Origin of the sequence: Streptomyces desertarenae (assembly GCF_042681365.1) — a bacterium.
Taxonomy (GTDB): domain Bacteria; phylum Actinomycetota; class Actinomycetes; order Streptomycetales; family Streptomycetaceae; genus Streptomyces; species Streptomyces desertarenae.
Genome location: NZ_JBHUFU010000001.1, coordinates 315,667 through 331,243 on the forward strand (window position 1 = coordinate 315,667; position 15,577 = coordinate 331,243).

Annotated in this window: 16 protein-coding genes; 9 read left to right on the forward strand and 7 right to left on the reverse strand. The window is 75.3% G+C overall.

Going from position 1 to position 15,577, the window contains the following annotated elements; genetic code table 11:
• Nucleotides 1-2: 2 nt before the first annotated feature.
• Nucleotides 3-566, forward strand: coding sequence for a flavoprotein (locus ACFSJS_RS01355; RefSeq protein WP_380895750.1), 564 nt, complete (start codon nt 3-5; stop codon nt 564-566).
• Nucleotides 567-620: 54 nt separating this feature from the next.
• On the opposite strand, the gene ACFSJS_RS01360 is transcribed toward ACFSJS_RS01355, so the two are convergent.
• Complete coding sequence (locus ACFSJS_RS01360; protein WP_380895752.1) at nt 621-977, reverse strand: alpha-amylase; 357 nt, start codon at nt 975-977, stop codon at nt 621-623.
• A 453-nt stretch (nt 978-1,430) separates the two neighbouring features.
• Between ACFSJS_RS01360 and ACFSJS_RS01365 the strand changes: the two genes are divergently transcribed.
• Nucleotides 1,431-2,297 carry an AraC family transcriptional regulator gene (locus ACFSJS_RS01365; RefSeq protein WP_380895754.1) on the forward strand — a complete coding sequence of 289 codons (867 nt, stop codon included), beginning with the start codon at nt 1,431-1,433 and terminating at the stop codon, nt 2,295-2,297.
• A gap of 190 nt (nt 2,298-2,487) precedes the next feature.
• On the opposite strand, the gene ACFSJS_RS01370 is transcribed toward ACFSJS_RS01365, so the two are convergent.
• The gene (locus ACFSJS_RS01370) at nt 2,488-2,910 is read right to left on the reverse strand and encodes an ATP-binding protein (protein WP_380895756.1); all 423 of its coding nucleotides are present in this window, start codon (nt 2,908-2,910) and stop codon (nt 2,488-2,490) included.
• Nucleotides 2,911-3,100: 190 nt separating this feature from the next.
• Here ACFSJS_RS01370 and ACFSJS_RS01375 point away from each other — a divergent pair, with 190 nt between their 5' ends.
• From ACFSJS_RS01375 to ACFSJS_RS01385, 3 genes are read left to right on the forward strand one after another with little or no spacing between them, the layout of a single operon-like run.
• Nucleotides 3,101-3,940 carry a helix-turn-helix domain-containing protein gene (locus ACFSJS_RS01375; protein ID WP_380895758.1) on the forward strand — a complete coding sequence of 280 codons (840 nt, stop codon included), beginning with the start codon at nt 3,101-3,103 and terminating at the stop codon, nt 3,938-3,940.
• Nucleotides 3,941-3,943: 3 nt separating this feature from the next.
• Complete coding sequence (locus tag ACFSJS_RS01380; protein WP_380895760.1) at nt 3,944-4,180, forward strand: DUF397 domain-containing protein; 237 nt, start codon at nt 3,944-3,946, stop codon at nt 4,178-4,180.
• Between the two features lie 40 nt (nt 4,181-4,220).
• On the forward strand, nt 4,221-5,042 hold the full coding sequence (locus ACFSJS_RS01385; protein ID WP_380895762.1) for an SAM-dependent methyltransferase: 822 nt from the start codon (nt 4,221-4,223) through the stop codon (nt 5,040-5,042).
• A 79-nt stretch (nt 5,043-5,121) separates the two neighbouring features.
• On the opposite strand, the gene ACFSJS_RS01390 is transcribed toward ACFSJS_RS01385, so the two are convergent.
• A complete protein-coding gene (locus ACFSJS_RS01390) occupies nt 5,122-5,781 on the reverse strand; it encodes a DedA family protein (RefSeq protein WP_380896749.1) in 660 nt (219 codons plus the stop codon).
• A 191-nt stretch (nt 5,782-5,972) separates the two neighbouring features.
• Between ACFSJS_RS01390 and ACFSJS_RS01395 the strand changes: the two genes are divergently transcribed.
• On the forward strand, nt 5,973-6,641 hold the full coding sequence (locus tag ACFSJS_RS01395; RefSeq protein ID WP_380895764.1) for a superoxide dismutase family protein: 669 nt from the start codon (nt 5,973-5,975) through the stop codon (nt 6,639-6,641).
• 160 nt (nt 6,642-6,801) lie between these two features.
• On the opposite strand, the gene ACFSJS_RS01400 is transcribed toward ACFSJS_RS01395, so the two are convergent.
• Nucleotides 6,802-7,473, reverse strand: a complete 672-nt coding sequence (locus tag ACFSJS_RS01400; RefSeq protein WP_380895766.1) for an HNH endonuclease family protein — start codon at nt 7,471-7,473, stop codon at nt 6,802-6,804.
• Between the two features lie 443 nt (nt 7,474-7,916).
• On the opposite strand from ACFSJS_RS01400, the gene ACFSJS_RS01405 reads away from it, so the two are divergent.
• Nucleotides 7,917-8,498: a TMEM165/GDT1 family protein gene (locus ACFSJS_RS01405; protein ID WP_380895768.1), complete on the forward strand. Its 582-nt coding sequence runs from the start codon at nt 7,917-7,919 to the stop codon at nt 8,496-8,498.
• A gap of 180 nt (nt 8,499-8,678) precedes the next feature.
• On the opposite strand, the gene ACFSJS_RS01410 is transcribed toward ACFSJS_RS01405, so the two are convergent.
• A complete protein-coding gene (locus ACFSJS_RS01410) occupies nt 8,679-9,392 on the reverse strand; it encodes an HAD-IA family hydrolase (RefSeq protein WP_380895770.1) in 714 nt (237 codons plus the stop codon).
• A gap of 170 nt (nt 9,393-9,562) precedes the next feature.
• Entirely contained in the window at nt 9,563-10,492 is a 930-nt protein-coding gene (locus ACFSJS_RS01415; RefSeq protein WP_380895772.1) for a peptidoglycan-binding domain-containing protein, read from the reverse strand.
• Between the two features lie 210 nt (nt 10,493-10,702).
• On the opposite strand from ACFSJS_RS01415, the gene ACFSJS_RS01420 reads away from it, so the two are divergent.
• Complete coding sequence (locus ACFSJS_RS01420; protein WP_380895774.1) at nt 10,703-12,766, forward strand: DHA2 family efflux MFS transporter permease subunit; 2,064 nt, start codon at nt 10,703-10,705, stop codon at nt 12,764-12,766.
• A 112-nt stretch (nt 12,767-12,878) separates the two neighbouring features.
• Here ACFSJS_RS01420 and ACFSJS_RS01425 read toward each other — a convergent pair whose 3' ends face one another.
• Complete coding sequence (locus tag ACFSJS_RS01425; RefSeq protein ID WP_380895776.1) at nt 12,879-13,229, reverse strand: antibiotic biosynthesis monooxygenase family protein; 351 nt, start codon at nt 13,227-13,229, stop codon at nt 12,879-12,881.
• Nucleotides 13,230-13,450: 221 nt separating this feature from the next.
• Here ACFSJS_RS01425 and ACFSJS_RS01430 point away from each other — a divergent pair, with 221 nt between their 5' ends.
• The gene (locus tag ACFSJS_RS01430) at nt 13,451-15,556 is read left to right on the forward strand and encodes a bifunctional glycosyltransferase 87/phosphatase PAP2 family protein (RefSeq protein WP_380896751.1); all 2,106 of its coding nucleotides are present in this window, start codon (nt 13,451-13,453) and stop codon (nt 15,554-15,556) included.
• Nucleotides 15,557-15,577: the final 21 nt, after the last annotated feature.

Genomic DNA, 15,577 nt, shown 5'->3' on the forward strand with positions numbered 1-15,577 from the left:
GCATGAGGAAGCGAGTCATGTACCTCTTCGCCTGCGCGGCGCCGCCGGTCGTATACGTCGACCGCGCGGTCCGGGACGCCCAGGCGCGGGGGTGGGAGGTGTGCCTGGGCCTGACGCCCACCGCGCGGGAGTGGCTGGCGGACCGGCTGGAGGAGCTGGAGGAGCTGACCGGGCACCCGGTGCGCAGCTCCTACCGGGCGTACGGCGAGCCCGAGACGTGGCCCCGGACGGACGTCGTGGTGGTGGCGCCGGCGACGCTGCACACGGTCAACGCCTGTGCGCTGGGCATCACTTCGACGTTCGTCGTGGGGTTCACGGCGGAGGCCGTGGGCAAGCGCATCCCCCTGGTGATGATGCCGTGCCTGAACTCCACCTACGCCCGGCACCCGCAGTTCGGCCGCTCGGTGGAGATCCTGCGCGGGGCGGGGGTGCGGATGCTGTACGGCCCCGGCGGGTTCGAGCCGAACCCGCCGGGGCAGGGGCGGCCGGAGGAGTACCCGTGGCACCTGGCGCTGGACGCCGCCGGCGAGGAGGCGGGGGCGCGCGGCGGACCGGTGGAGGGGTGAGGGGGCGCGGGCCCCGCCGGGCCGGCGCACCGGAGCCCGGATGCGCCGGGGCCGTCAGGCCGGCTCGGCCGGGCAGTCGCGCAGCCCGGTGACGCCGGTGCCGGTCCCGAAGCCGTGGCCGGGGAACGTCACGGTCTCGCGGGGCGCGGCGGTGCGGCAGGGGACGGTCCGGCCGTCGGAGTACACCACGGTGAGGTGCCGGGCGGTGTCGCAGTCGTTGGTGACGAGGGTGTAGCGCCAGCCGGCCGCGTAGCGGAGGCAGCCGGAGGCGGAGTCCCCTCCGTCCGCCGGCTCCCCGGCGGCCCGCGCCGTGCCGCCGAGGGCGGTGCCCGCCAGGAGGAGGGCGAGGGCGGCGGTGAGGACGGCCGCGGGGGCGGTGGGCAGGGCGGGGCGGCGTATCGGAACGCGCACGGCGGTTTCCCTTCACGAAGGCTCGGAACGGGGGGTGTCGTCTCGGTCCGAGCGTAGGGAGTCCCGGCTCGCGGTGGAATTTTTTGCGACGTCTTGCGCAAGAAGCCGTCCTGCCGGCCGGTCGGACCGCCGGGAGGGGGCCGGGTGGTTCGCCGCAGTACGGACCGGTTCATCTGGCGTCGGTCCGGCTCCTGCCTCTGCGGCCTCCGCGGACTCCCTGTGCTGCCGACTCCGTCCAGGGGTGCGGGGGCGACGTGGTGACCAGCGGAAGCGCGGGAAGGGGGCGGCGCCGCCCCGGTGGGGGAGAAGTGGCCGAAAAATATTTCAATCCCTTGCGCAAGAGTGTGAGCGGATGACCCGGTGGCCACCCGACACAATCGGGCACGGATCGTCGGGCCCGGCGGGACCGCCCCTTCCTAGCGTGGACGCCGTTGGTGAAGGAAGGAGACCGGAGTGCTGGACCGGCTCAACCAGGCCCTGGAGCACGTCGAGCGGAACCTGGACCGGCAGGTCGGGGCGGCCGAGCTGGCCCGGATCGCCGCCACCTCGGAGTACCACCTGCGCCGGATGTTCTCCGCCCTGGCGGGCATCGGGCTGTCCGAGTACGTCCGCCGCAGGCGGCTCACCGTCGCGGGGGCCGAGGTGCTCTCCGGGGAGCGCACGCTGCTGGAGATCGCGGTGCGCTACGGCTACGGCTCCGGCGAGGCGTTCGCGCGGGCGTTCCGCGCGGTGCACGGCGTCGGTCCCGGCGAGGCCAGGCGGACCGGCGCCGCCCTCAGCGCCCAGCCCCGGATGTCCTTCCGCCTCGTCGTCGAAGGGAGCAGTGGCATGCGGTACCGGCTGGTGGAGAAGGAGGGGTTCGCCCTGGTGGGCAGGAAGGCGCGCGTGCCCCTGGTGCACGAGGGCCCCAACCCCGCGATCGAGCGGTTCGTGCGGGGGCTGGGCCGGGAGACGGCCCGGCGCATCGAGGAGCTCTCCGACCAGGAGCCGCGCGGCATCGTGAACGTGAGTCACGGCCTGTCCGAGGACCGCGCGGAGGGCACCGAACTCGACTACTGGTACGCGGTGGCGACCGGTGCCGAGCCGCCGTCCGGCATGGACGCCCTGCCCGTCGAGGCGGGGACGTGGGCGGTGTTCGAGGTCTCGGGGGAGTTCCCCCGGACCGTGCAGCACCTGTGGCGGGACGTCTTCACGCAGTGGTTCCCCTCCAACCCCTACCGCAGCAGGCAGGGGCCCGAGATGCTGCGGGCGCGCCTGTCGGAGGACGGCCGCGAGGCGGAGGCGGAGCTGTGGATCCCCGTGGAGCACGCCGCCTCGTGACCCCGGGGCGGCCGCGCCGACGGCCCCGCTCCGGCCGGGCGGCCGGGGCGGGGAGGGAGAGGGAGGGAAAGGGAGGGAAGAGGAAGGGCCCGAGCCGCCCCCACGCGGCTCGGGCCCGGTCCTTTGCGGTCCGGCCCCACCCCCTCGCCGGGGCGGGGCCGGACCCGCGGTCATCCGGCCACCGGACGGCTCAGGGCCGGATGACGGCCCACACGATGTGGCCCAGTCCGAGTCCTGCGGACTCCACCCCCCAGGCCTGTGTGAGCGTTTCGATCAGCTGGAGTCCCCGGCCGCGCTCCTCGTCGGCCCCGGGGAAGCACCGGACCGGGGTGCTGGTGTAGCTGCCCTGGTCGCGCACCTCGATGCGGATCTGGCCGTCGGCGACGTAGAGGAGGCAGCCGATCCGGTCGCTGTCGGTGTGCAGTACGGCGTTGGTGAACAGCTCGGAGACGACCAGCCGCGCCGTGTGGCAGGTCTCCGGGGCGAACCCCCACTGGAGCAGGCGCTCGAAGGCCCGGTTGCGCGCGTCGGAGACGGAGACGGCCTGGGCCGGCAGCTCGAAGGTCTCCTGGCGCAGGTCGGTGCAGACGCCGACCGGGTCCGGGAGCGTCATCGTGCCTAGGGGTAGCGCCACGGCCGTCCGCCTTCCGTGTCCTTCGTTCCGCCGGGAGCCCTCACTATCCTCGCTGCGGTAGGCAGAAGGCAAGAGGCGTCTTGCAAATTGCAGAACTTCAGAGGCAGGCTGTGTCCGCCATCGACGGTGTGTCAGACTCTCTGTTCGATCGGGGTTTTGAGGAGGGAAAGTGGCGACCGTCGGGCGGATCGTGCTCGGCCTGAGACTCCGCGACCTGCGGGAACGGGCCGGCTGCTCCTTCGAGGAGGCCGCCCGCGCGCTCAGCGTCAACGCCGCCACGGTACGGCGGATGGAGAAGGCCGAAGTCGGCTTGAAACCGCTGTTCGTCGAGAAGCTGCTGGAGACCTACGGGGTCGAACGGCAGGAGATCGACTCCTTCCTCGCACTGGTGGAGGAATCCCGCAGACCGGGATGGTGGCACCGCTTCCGGGACGTCCTGCCCGACTGGTTCGGCCTGTACGTGAGCCTGGAGGAGGCGGCGAGCGTCATCCGCGGCTACGAGCCGCACTGCGTCCCCGGCCTGCTCCAGACCGAGGGCTACGCCCGCGCGCTGCTGCGCACCGGCTTCCCCAACGCCTCCGAGGAGGAGCTGGAGCGCCGTGTGGCGCTGCGCATGGAGCGGCAGGCGCTCCTGGACCGGGAAGACGCCCCCCACCTGTGGGTCGTGGCGGACGAAACGGTCCTGCGCAGGCCGGTCGGGGACGCCGGGGTCATGCGGGAGCAGATCGACCGGCTCCTGGAGGCGATGGCGGCGCCGAACGTCACACTCCAGGTCCTGCCGTTCGACGTGGGCCCCCACCCGGGGATGTTCGGTCCGTTCCAGCTCTTCCGGTTCGACATACCGGAACTCCCGGACATCGTCTACACCGAAAGCCTCACCGGTGCCGTCTACATCGACGAGCGCCCCGACACGGCCGCCTACCTGGAGGCCCTGGACCGCATGGGTGCGCAGGCCGTATCAGTACGACACACCGAGGAGTTGCTCGGTGACATTCGCAAGGAGTTCTGACCGATGGGTCACATTTACAACGGGATGCCGGCCAAGGAGCTCGGGACCGAGGGCTGGCAGAAGCCCTGGAGCGGCACCAACGGCGGCAACTGCGTGGAAGCGATGAAGCTCGGCGACGGCCGGGTGGCCCTGCGGCAGTCCAACGACCCCGACGGTCCCGCCCTGATCTACACCCATCAGGAGATCGAGTCGTTCATCCGGGGAGCCAAGCTCGGCGAGGCCGACTTCCTGCTCGCCTGAGCGGGCCCCGAGTCCACCACCACCCCCCACGGGAGAGCAGATGACCGCTCAGGGCTTCCACGCCGACGACATCGACACCAGTCGGCCGCACTCGGCCCGCATGTACGACTACTTCCTCGGAGGAAAGACCAACTACGAGGCGGACATCCAGGGGGCCGAGGCCGTCATCGGCATCTGGCCCGGCGTGCGGACCGGCGCCCGCGTCAACCGCGCCTTCATGCACCGGGCCGCCCGGTGGCTCGTCCGCGAGGCCGGCATCCGCCAGTTCCTGGACATCGGCACCGGCATACCGACCGAGCCCAACCTGCACCAGGTCGTGCAGGGCACGGCGCCCGAGGCGCGGGTCGTCTACGCCGACAACGACCCCATCGTGCTGCGCTACGCGCAGGCGCTGCTGCGCAGCACGCCCGAGGGCCGCACCGCCTACCTGCACGCGGACGCGACCGACCCGGACTCGATCCTGAACCACCCCGAGCTGCACGAGACGCTGGACATGAGCCGTCCGGTCGCGCTCTCCCTCAACGCGCTGCTCCACTACATCAACGACGACAAGAAGCCGTACGAGCTGGTGGCGCGGCTGGTGGAGGCGCTGCCGTCGGGCAGCTACCTGACCCTGACCCACTGCACCCCCGACCTCGACCCCGAGACGTGGGAGCGGCTGCACCAGATGTCGATGTCCGGCTCGGCGGCCGGTGCCCAGGACCGCACCCGGGAGGAGATCCTGCGCTTCTTCGACGGGCTGGAGTTCGTCGAGCCGGGGCTGGTGGTGCCGCACCGCTGGAGGCCGGAGCCCGGCCAGCCCTACGCGGACGTCACCGACGCCGAGGTCTCCCTCTACGCGGGAGTCGCCCGCAAGCCCTGACCTCCATCCCCTCCGGCCGCCGCTCCCCCGGCGCGGCGGCCGGAGCGGCGGGCCGCGCCGGGGCGCGGGGCGTACGGCGTCAGGCCGGGGACGGGGAGCGCGTCCCGTGGTGCCGCACCAGGCAGGCCGCGAGCCCACCCGCGCCGAAGAGCGCCAGCACCGGGACGGCCGCGCCCAGCCACGTCGCGCCCAGCCACTGGCCGCCGAAGTAGCCGATGCCCACGCTGTACAGCGCCCACGCCAGCCCCGCCAGGGCCGACCAGGGCAGGAACTCCCGGGTGCGGCGCTGCGCGGCACCCGCCGCCAGGCTCATCACCGAGCGCCCGGCCGGGGCGAACCGGGCCAGGACGAACAGCGGGCCGCCGCCGCGCCGCAGCGCGTGCCCGAGCCGCGCCTGGGCGGCCGCCAGCCGGCGGGAGCGGGCCACGACCCGGCCGAAGCGGGCCCCGCCGTGCCGGGCCAGCCGGTACACCGCCAGGTCCCCCAGCACCGAGGCGGCCGCGGCGCACAGCACCAGGACGAAGGTCTCGGGGAGCGCGGTGTTCGTGCCCGCGGCGGCCGGCCCCGCGAGACCGGCGGTGCCGGCCGCCTCGGCCGCGGCTCCGGCGGCGACGGTCGCGGCCGCGACCACGATGACCCCGCTGGGCAGGACGGGGAGGAAGACGTCGAGCAGCACCGACAGCGCCACGAGCACGTAGATCCAGGGGGCGTAGACCAACTCCCCCAGCGCTTCCTGCACTTCCACCCCCGTCACGCACCGTCCGCGGTCCCCGTCCGCGGGCGGTGTACCGCCGAACAGCCTACGTCCGCGTCCCCCGTGGGGATCGGCCGGGGTGGCACGGCGCGGCACCTCCCCGCCGTCCGGGCGGACCTGGCGGAGCATGGGCGACCGGCCGGCACACCGCGACCACCCGAGCAGGAGGAGCCGACATGTCCAGAAGCAGGAAGTCCGCGCTGACCGCGGCGCTGGCGGTGACGCTGGCGGTGACGGGAGCGGGGACGACGGCGGCCGCGGAGGGCGCCGGCAACCCCGACCTCACCCGCCTCGTCGAGGCCGTCGGCGAGGTCCTCGGCGACGGCGGACTGGGAGGAGGGGACCGCCTGGTGTGGGGCGGCAGGACGTTCCTCCCGCCCGCCGGGGCCGCCTCGCGGGACGCCGTGGTGTACGACGAGGGCCTCGTCCCCTCCGGCGCCTCGGCCAGGGTCACCCAGGTCAACACCCGCCAGGGCATGGAGATCGCGCTCTCCGTGCGCGGCTTCCTGGGGGACCGGAGCTACGGCGCACGCGTCCACACCCGGCCCTGCGGCACGCAACCGGGCGACTCCGGCCCGCGCTACCAGGACGTCCAGGACCCGCGGACGCCGTCCACCGACCCCCGGTACGCCAACCCCGACAACGAGGTCTGGCTGGACTTCACCACCGACGGGTACGGCCGGGGCGATGCGGTGTCCGCCCACTCCTGGCGCTTCCGCCCCGGCGGGGCGCGCTCGGTGGTGATCCACGAGCACCCGGCGGGACACGACTCCGCCCGCACGGGCGACACGGGACGGCGGGTGGCCTGCGTCACCGTGCCGTTCAGCCCTGTGGAGCGGGGCTAGCGGGGCCGCCGGCCCCCGGCCCGGGGACGCCGGCCGGTTCAGCCGCAGCCGTCCCGCGCCCCCGGGCGCACGCCCCGGGAACGCGTGCCGGCCCTCCTCCCGCCCTCCGGACGGCCGGTCCGGGCGGGGCGGGGGAGGGCCGGCACGCCTCCGCGGCCGGTCAGCAGCCGCTCAGGACACTGCCGAGCCGGGACTTCTCCGCGGAGTCCACGGACAGGCCGTACTGGTGCTTCACCCACACCCACATCCGGGCGTAGGTGCAGTGGTAGGCGGAGCGCGGCGGCATCCACTCCGCCGGGTCCTTGTCGCCCTTGGCCTGGTTGACGTTGTCGGTGACGGCTATGAGCTGCGCGATGGACAGGTCGTTGGCCAGCGCCTCCCGCCGGGCGGTGGTCCAGGAGGACGCGCCCGAGCGCCAGGCCTCGGCGAGCGGCACGACGTGGTCGATGTCCACGTCGGAGGCGGCGTACCAGGTGGCGCCGTCGTAGGGCGAGTACCAGCTGCCGCTGGTCGCCGCGCAGCTGCCGTCCTGGACGACGTTGCTGCCGTCGCGCTTCAGGACGACCTCGCGGGTGTTGCAGGTGCCGCCCTGGCCGGACCAGTGCGGGAACTTGTCGCGGCTGTAGCCGTCGGAGGAGCCCTCGGCCCGCACCGCCAGGGCGCCGAGGTAGGAGCGGGCGGTGGAGGCGCTCGGCGGGGTGGGGGGAGCGGCCTGGGCCGTGGGGCCGTTCACCAGGAACAGGCCGGCGCAGATCGCCAGGAGGGCGCCGAGGGTGGTGGATCGACGCGCGTAGAGACCGTGCCGGAGGGCGGACCTGCGCATGCCGTGCATGGGTACTCCCTTGGGGTGGGGAAGCCGGACGGGACGGGCCGTGCGGTGGAACGCCGTCACAGTGGCGCCGAAAGGTTTCCGCCCGGTGGGTGTCAGGTAACAGGGTGGCGACATGAGCACGTCAGATCAAGAGCGCTGCCGGGACCGGTCCGGACGCGCGGGCCGTAGAACGCGGGACCGGGGGTCGGAGAACGCGGACGGTTCGCGTAGGCTGGTCCGCGTCTGAAGGGGAGTAGCTCTTCGCCGGACCGTCGACACACTGGCCGACCGCGCAGCCGCGGCCGGCCCGGCGCCCGGAGCGGGTGCGCGCCGCGCCCCCGCCAGCGAGACCTTCGGCCGCAGTGTCCACGACTGCCCGCGGCAGTCACCCGATGCTGCCGTGCCGAAGCGTGCTCGCTCCGCGGGTCCCGGCAGGGCAGCCCGACCGACGAGGAACCCTTTCCGTGTTCAGTCTCACCGCAGCCGCCGTGACCTTCGGCGTCGTCTTCCTGGCCGAACTGCCCGACAAGACCGCCCTGGCCGGGCTGGTGCTCGGCACCCGCTACCGGGCCTCGTACGTCTTCGCCGGCGTCGCAGCCGCCTTCGCGCTCCACGTCGCGCTCGCGGTGGCCGCGGGCAGCGTGCTGACCCTGCTGCCGCAGCGGCTGGTGCAGGGCATCACCGGAGCGCTCTTCCTGGTGGGCGCGCTGGTGCTGCTGCTGCGGAAGGACGACGGGGACGAGGAGGTCCGCAGGCCCGCCGACCAGTCCTTCTGGAAGGTGGCGGCCAGCGGCTTCATGCTGATCCTGGTCGCCGAGTTCGGCGACCTCACCCAGATCATGACGGCCAATCTCGCCGCCCGCTACGAGAACCCGCTGTCGGTGGCCCTCGGCGCGGTGCTCGCGCTGTGGGCGGTCGCCGCCATCGGCATCCTGGGCGGCCGGGCGCTGATGCGGCGCGTCCCGCTGCGGCTGATCTCCCGGATCGCGGCGTGCGTGATGCTCGTCCTGGCCGCGCTCAGCTTCTACGAGGCGGTCACCGGCTGAGGGCCGGCCCCGGTCCGGGGCCCGGCCCCGGTCCGGAGCCGGGACCGGCGGCGCCGGGCCGGGCCCGGCGCCGCCGAGGACTGCCACGCCCCGCCTCCCGGATCGGCGGGGAGGGGACCCGGGATGAGGGGCGTGTGTCGGTGGGGGCCGCGCGGGGGCGGCCCGGATCGGCGCGCCGCGTCAGGCGGCGGCCCGGACCGTGCTCAGCCGCACGCCGCCGCCGTCCAGCGGCTCGACGCGCAGCTCCTCCAGCGTCGACACGTGCAGCGCGGGGGAGAGGGCCGCGGCCCGGGGGCCGACGCCGACCACCGGCATGCCCGCCGCGCGGCCCGCCGCGACACCGGCCGCGGAGTCCTCGAAGACGACGCAGTCCTCCGGCGCGAAGCCCAGCTCGGCGGCGGCCTTGAGGAAGCCCTCCGGGTGCGGCTTGCTGGCGCCGACCGACTCGGCGGTGACCCGCACCCGCGGCATCCGCAGTCCCGCCGCCGTCATGCGGGCCGAGGCCAGGGGGAGGGTGGCGGAGGTGACCAGCGCGTGGGGGAGGTGCTCGATCGCCGCGAGGAAGGCGGGGGCACCCGGGATCGGCACGACGCCCTCGGTGTCGGCGGTCTCCAGGGCCAGCAGGCGCCGGTTCTCCTCGTGGTTGACCTCCATCGGGCGGTCGGGCAGCAGTTCGGCCATCGTGGCGTAGCCCTGCCGGCCGTGCACCACCTTCATGACCTCGTCGCCGTCCAGGCCGTGCTCGGCGGCCCAGCCGCGCCAGACGCGCTCCACGGAGGCGTCGGAGTTGACCAGGGTGCCGTCCATGTCCAGCAGCAGGGCGCGGGCCGTCAGCGGGCCGGCGGTGCCGGACGGCGCCGGGGTCTCGGAGGTCTTCGAGGTCTCGGAGGGCATGGCGCGCGGCTCCAGGGGACGGACCGGAAGAGGACAGTGGCTCCGCCCGCCGGTCAGGGAGGCCGTTCGTCAGGGAGGAACGGAACGGGCGGAACCACTTTGTTCCTCCACGATACAAAGCGGTCCGCCTTTGCGCCACCCCACCCCCGGGTCGGATCTCCTTTTTTCGCTCAGCGCCTCTCCCGGCCCCCCTGGGTGGCGCCCTCCAGCGCCCGGCGGGTGTTCGGCCCGTAGACGCCCTCCGGGTCGCCGCGTACCCCGTACCACTCCTGGAACCTGGCCACCCCGTCGCGGACCTCGTCGTCGTAGCGGCCGTCGACGTCGCCGCGGTAGGCGTACGTCTGGCGCAGCCGGTACTGGAGCTCGGCCACCTCCCGCCCCGTGTCGCCCTCGCGCAGCACGGGCGACTGCCCGCCGTCCCCGCCCCGGTCCCCGTCGCCCCCCTCGCCCCGGCCGTCCCCGGCCGGGGCGGTGGAGGACGGCGGCCGGGAGGAGGGGGCGGCGGCGGTGGTCGCCGGAACGGCGGAGGGGGTGCGGGCCGAGGCCGACGGCGAGGCGGACGCCGAAGGGCTCGCGGACGGCGGGGCGGAGGACCGCGACGGCGAGGCGGAGGGAGAGGCGGAGCCCTTCCGGTCCGTCCCGGCCGACTCCACGGCCGCCCCGCCCTCCTCGTCCTCCCCGCCGGTGGGGACGACGGCGGTCGGCGCGCCGCCCCGGCCGCCGAAGCGGGCCTCGTCGAACGGGTCGTCGCCCTGGGTGAGCAGGCCGACGGCGAGCGCGCCCGAACCGATCACGGCCAGCGCGGTGGCCCCCACCGCGAGCACCATGCCGCGCCCGACGCGGTGGCGCGGCTCCCCTCCGCGGCGCCTCCCCGGGTCCGGGCCGGCGGACCCGCCCGGACCCACGACCGGCAGGGGCGCGGTGTCGCCCCCGCCCCGGTCCGGGCCGTCGGGAAACATCGCCAGGTCGGCCGGATCCGGGCCCTGCCCAGGCCGGGTCACCGGCCGGGGCAGCACCTCCACCCCGGCGCACCGGCAGCCGGCCCGGCCCGAGTCGTCGGCGGGCCTGTGGCATATAGGACAGACGGGTGCTTCCGTCACGGCGGGCTCCCCTCCCTCAGAACGCCACGAGACTACTGGACGGGCCGCTTCCGGCCGGCCGGGGTCCGGCGGGCGCGGGCGGCACGCCCGCGCCCGCCGCCGCAGCCGCCGTCCGGCTTGACGCGCGGCTCGCTGGGCACCCGGGGCGGCGGAGACGGAAGACCGGGGTCCGCCGCCCGCGCGGACCCGTACGCCGGCGAGGAGGCGCCCATGACGCAGCCCGAGCCCGCACCGGCCGCCGGGGCCGCCGGATCCCCGCCCGGCGAGCCGGACGCCGGCCCGCCGGCGCGCACCGTGCGGCTGGCGATCGGCGCCCTGCTGCTGGGCATGCTGCTCGCCGCGCTCGACCAGACGATCGTCGCCACCGCCCTGCCGACGATCGTCGGGGACCTCGGGGGACTGGCGCACCTGTCCTGGGTGGTCACCGCCTACCTGCTGGCCTCCACCGCCGTCACCCCGCTGTGGGGCAAGCTCGGCGACCAGTACGGGCGCAAACGCCTCTACCAGGGCGCCATCGTCCTCTTCCTGATCGGCTCGGTGCTCTGCGGCCTGGCGCGGACGATGGGCGAGCTGATCGCCTTCCGCGCCGTGCAGGGACTGGGCGGAGGCGGGCTGATGGTGCTGTCGATGGCCATCGTCGGCGACATCGTCCCGCCCCGCGACCGGGGCCGCTACCAGGGCGCGTTCGGCGCGGTCTTCGGCGCGGCCAGCGTGCTGGGCCCGCTCGTCGGCGGGCTGTTCACCGAGCACGTCGGCTGGCGCTGGGTCTTCTACGTCAACCTGCCCGTCGGGGCGGTCGCCCTCGCCGTCATCGCCGCCGTGCTGCACATCCCGGTCCACCGCGAGAAGCACCGCATCGACTACCTCGGCACCCTGCTGATCGCCTCCGCCGCCACCTGCGTCGTGCTGGTCACCTCACTCGGCGGCACCACCTGGGAGTGGGGATCGGGGCAGGTCGTCGGAGTGGCCGTGCTCGGTGCGGTGCTGCTGGCCGCCTTCGCCGCCGTCGAGCGGCGGGCCGCCGAACCGGTGCTGCCGCCGGGCCTGTTCCGGGTGCGGACCTTCACCCTCTGCTCGGTCATCGGCTTCATCGTCGGGTTCGCGCTGTTCGGCTCGATGACCTACCTGCCGACCTTCCTCCAGGTCGTGCACGGCATCTCGCCCACCATGTCCGGCGTCCACATGCTGCCGATGGTGCTCGGGGTGCTGGTCTCCTCCACCGGCTCCGGCCAGATCGTCAGCCGCACCGGCCGCTGGAAGGTCTTCCCCGTCACCGGCACCGCCGTCACCGCGATCGGCCTGCTGCTCCTCCACACCCTGGACGAGAACAGCTCCGACTGGCGGATGTCCGGCGCCTTCCTGGTCTTCGGCCTGGGCCTGGGGCTGGTGATGCAGGTGCTGGTCCTGGCCGTGCAGAACGCCGTCCCCTACGAGCACCTGGGCGTCGCCACCTCCGGCGTCACCTTCTTCCGCTCCATCGGCGCCTCGGTCGGCGTCTCCGCCTTCGGCGCGGTCTTCGCCGCCACGCTCGGCGACCGGCTGGCGGGTGCCCTGCGCGGCGCGGCCCTGCCCCCCGGGGTGAGCGCGGAGGGGCTGGAGGGCGACCCGAGCGCCGTCGAGCGGCTCCCGGCCGGGACCCGCGACGGCGTCCTGGCCGCCTACTCCGGGGCCATCACGGAGGTCTTCCTGTGGGCGGTGCCCGTGGTGCTGGCCGCCTTCGCCCTCTCCTGGTTCCTGCGGGAGGACCCCCTGCGGGGCAGTGTCAGGTCCCCCGACGGCAGCCAGGTCATCCCGCCCAACCCCGTCGAGCGCTCCTCCCGCGAGGAGGTCACCCGGGCGCTCTCCCTGCTGAGCACCCTCCAGGGCCGGCGGGACGTCTACCGCGACGTCGCCCGGCGGGCCCGCGTCGACCTCAGGCCGGCGTCCTGCTGGATGGCCCTGCGCATCAGGCGCCACGGCTGGGTGGAGCCCGCCCTGCTCGCCGACCGCCACTCGGTGCCGCTGGACGCGGTGCTGGTGGCGGCCCGCCAGCTGGAGGAGCGCGGGCTGGCCGTGCGCGAGGGGCTGCGCATGTACCTGACCGGGACGGGCCGGGACGTGGCCGAGCGGCTGGCCGCCGCCCGCGAGGAGAGCCTGGCCGAGCTGCTCGGCGACTGGTGGACGCCCGACCGGCCCGCGGACCTGAGCGAGATCGTCCACGCGCTGTGCACGGAGGCCGCCGGCTCGGAGAGCGAGTACCCGCGCCGGCCGGCGGGCAGCGCGGGCAGGAGGTGACGGCCGCCGCATCCCGGCGGCCCCGCACCCGGCCCGCCCGTGCCCGGCCCCTCCCCGCGCGCCGCCCGGGCCGCGTCCCGGCTCCGGGGCGGTCCGGGCGGCGCCGCCGGGATCACTCCCCGGACTCCTCCCTCGGCTTGGGGCCGGCCTGCTGGACGACCTCGAAGGTCCACACGGTGGAGTCGGAGGCCGCCGGCCGGCGACCGCCCTCCGCGCCGCCCTCCTCGCCGCCGCCCCGGTGGGCGGCCTTCATCGGGCCCTCCATCCACGCCTGGAAGGCCGCCTCGTCGCGCCAGCGGGTGTAGACGAGGTACCGGTCGGTCCCCTCCAGCGGGCGGAGGAGCTCGAACCACTCGAATCCGTCGGAACCCTCCACCACCCCGGCGCGGGAGGCGAACCTCCGCTCCAGCACCTCGCGCTGCTCGGCGGGGACGGTCAGGGCATTGATCTTCACGATGCTCATGCCCCCATCGTGCCCCCCGCGCCTCCCCGGGGCCCGCGCGGGGCCCGCGCATATCGCGCCGACTCGCACGGCCCCGCGCTCAGGTGTACGCACGGTGTCGTGCGTCTGACCGTTCGGAGATGATGTGCGCATCCGCGTTCACGCGGACGTCGGCCTGCGGACGAACGCGGCGAACGTGACGAACGCGGCGGATGCGACCGGTGGACGGCGCACGGCGGGACATGGGGGCGCGGGGCGTGGCTGAGGGCGTGGTGGGTGCGGACGGGCGCGGGGCGGCGCCGACGGGACCGCGCCGGGGGCTGCGGCGGGAGCCGTGGGGCGCGGCGGTTCCGGCGGCCCTGTGGCTGCTGGCGCTCGCACTGGCCGTGCGCCAGGCCGTCGCGGTGCTGCGGCTGCCGCCGGGCGAGCGCCTGACCGACCTCGACTCCTGGATCGGCGAGCAGGGCGTCCTGGAGACCGGCGGGTCCCTCTACGACGGCGCCGGGGCGTTCACCGGCACGCCGTTCTCCGGAGTCGTCCTCCGGCCGCTGGCCCACACCGCCGAGCAGGTCCTCGGCGTCACCTGGACCTTCGGCACCCTCCTGCTCGTCGCCGCGCTCGGCACCGTGGCCGTCCGCGCGCTGCCCGGGCCGGCCACCCGGTCCGCGCGGGCGGCCGCCGTCCCGGCGGCAGTCGTCCTGCTGGTGCTCTCGGTGCCGGTGCGCAACACCTTCCACCTCGGCCAGACCAGCATCATCCCGGTGCTCCTCGCACTGTGCGGCCTGCTGTACGCCGCGCGCGCCCCGCGCGGGGCGGGCGCCGCCGTCGGCCTGGCCGCGGCGCTCCAGCCCACCGTGCTGCTCTTCGCCCCGCTGCTGTGGCTGACCGGCAGGCGCCGGGCCGCGGCCGCCTCGGGCGGGGTCTTCGCCGGATGCACCGCGCTGGCCTGGGCCGCCCTGCCCTCCGACTCCTGGAGGTACTGGGTCCACCACGTCGCGGGCGCCGGTCTGGGCGCCCCCGCCGACGCGGCGGCCAACCAGTCCCTGCACGGCCTGCTGCTGCGGCTCGGGGTCCACGGCCCGGCGGAGGTCGCGCTGTTCGCCGTCCTGGCCGGGTCGGTGGCGGTGGTGGGGCTGCGCAGGGCCGTCCGGTACGCGCGGGACGGCCAGCTCCTGCTGGCCGCGGCCGTCGCCGGCTGCGTCGCGGTCGCCGTCTCGCCCACCGCCTGGCAGCACCAGCAGCTGTGGATCCTGCTGGCCGCCGCGGGCCGGGTGGGCCGCCGCTCCGGCGACCGCCTGGTGTGGCCGGTCTTCCTGGTGCTGGTGATGACGCTCGACAGCACCGCGCTGGTCCCCGAGGTCCCCGTCCTGACCCCGCTGGGCGAGAACGCGCCGTTGATCGCCGCCCTGCTGGCGGCCTGCGTCCTGCCCTTCGTCTCCACGCGCTCCCCGCTGTGGGACGCGCCCGAGCGCTCCGGGCCGTTCAGCCGCCCCAACCTGATGCTGGAGCTGCTCCTCATCAGGGTCGGCTACTGGCTCTACTCGCTCGTCCGCGGTCTGGCGCCGGACGGCAGGCAGACGGCGGAGGCGCACGGCCGGCAGATCCTGGAGATCGAGGGCGCGCTCGGCCTCGACGTGGAGCACCGGCTCAACCACGCGGTGGCGGACGCGGCCCGGCTGGAGTCGTTCATGAACTCCTACTACGCCGGCCTGCACTTCCTCGTTCCCATCGCCCTGCTCGCCTGGCTGTACGCGCGCCGGCCGCTCGCCTACCGCTGGGCCCGCACCTCGCTGTCGTTCACCACCCTGCTGGGGCTGGTCGGCTTCTGGCTCTACCCGCTGGCACCGCCGCGCCTGATGCCGGGGCTGGGCTACATCGACACCGCCCACGGCCCGCAGGACTTCGACGCCCCCGACTTCGGCGTGCTGACCGGCATCTCCAACCAGTACGCGGCGATGCCCTCGCTGCACGTGGGCTGGTCGCTGTGGTGCGCGGTGGTCGTCGTGCGCTGCACCCCGAACGTGTGGCTGCGGGCGCTGGGCGTCCTCCACCCGGTGCTGACCACGGTGGTGGTGATGGGCACCGCCAACCACTACCTGCTGGACGCCGCGGGCGGCGCGGCGGTGGTCGCGGCGGGCGCCGGCATCACCCGGCTCTGGTTCCGGCACGGGCCCGCGGGGCGTGCGGCCCGGCGGGCGGAGCGGGCGGGGAGGGCGCCGGACCCGGATCCGGTACCCGGCGCGGCGGATACCGCCGGGCCGGGCGCCTCCGGTCCCCCCGCCGGGGCCGCCCCGGGGAGGGGACCGGAGGCGGAGCGCCGGAGGGCGGGGGCCGGAGCGCCGGAGTGATCCCGCGGCCCGGAGCGCCGC

Excerpts from the sequence above, each read along its gene's own strand:
- ACFSJS_RS01355 (WP_380895750.1), top strand. The coding sequence starts at position 3 with ATGAGGAAGCGAGTCATGTACCTCTTCGCCTGCGCGGCGCCGCCGGTC.
- ACFSJS_RS01370 (WP_380895756.1), bottom strand. The coding sequence starts at position 2,910 with ATGACGCTCCCGGACCCGGTCGGCGTCTGCACCGACCTGCGCCAGGAG.
- ACFSJS_RS01380 (WP_380895760.1), top strand. The coding sequence starts at position 3,944 with ATGGGTCACATTTACAACGGGATGCCGGCCAAGGAGCTCGGGACCGAG.
- ACFSJS_RS01385 (WP_380895762.1), top strand. The coding sequence starts at position 4,221 with ATGACCGCTCAGGGCTTCCACGCCGACGACATCGACACCAGTCGGCCG.
- ACFSJS_RS01395 (WP_380895764.1), top strand. The coding sequence starts at position 5,973 with ATGTCCAGAAGCAGGAAGTCCGCGCTGACCGCGGCGCTGGCGGTGACG.
- ACFSJS_RS01400 (WP_380895766.1), bottom strand. The coding sequence starts at position 7,473 with ATGCACGGCATGCGCAGGTCCGCCCTCCGGCACGGTCTCTACGCGCGT.
- ACFSJS_RS01410 (WP_380895770.1), bottom strand. The coding sequence starts at position 9,392 with ATGCCCTCCGAGACCTCGAAGACCTCCGAGACCCCGGCGCCGTCCGGC.
- ACFSJS_RS01420 (WP_380895774.1), top strand. The coding sequence starts at position 10,703 with ATGACGCAGCCCGAGCCCGCACCGGCCGCCGGGGCCGCCGGATCCCCG.
- ACFSJS_RS01425 (WP_380895776.1), bottom strand. The coding sequence starts at position 13,229 with ATGAGCATCGTGAAGATCAATGCCCTGACCGTCCCCGCCGAGCAGCGC.
- ACFSJS_RS01430 (WP_380896751.1), top strand. The coding sequence starts at position 13,451 with ATGGGGGCGCGGGGCGTGGCTGAGGGCGTGGTGGGTGCGGACGGGCGC.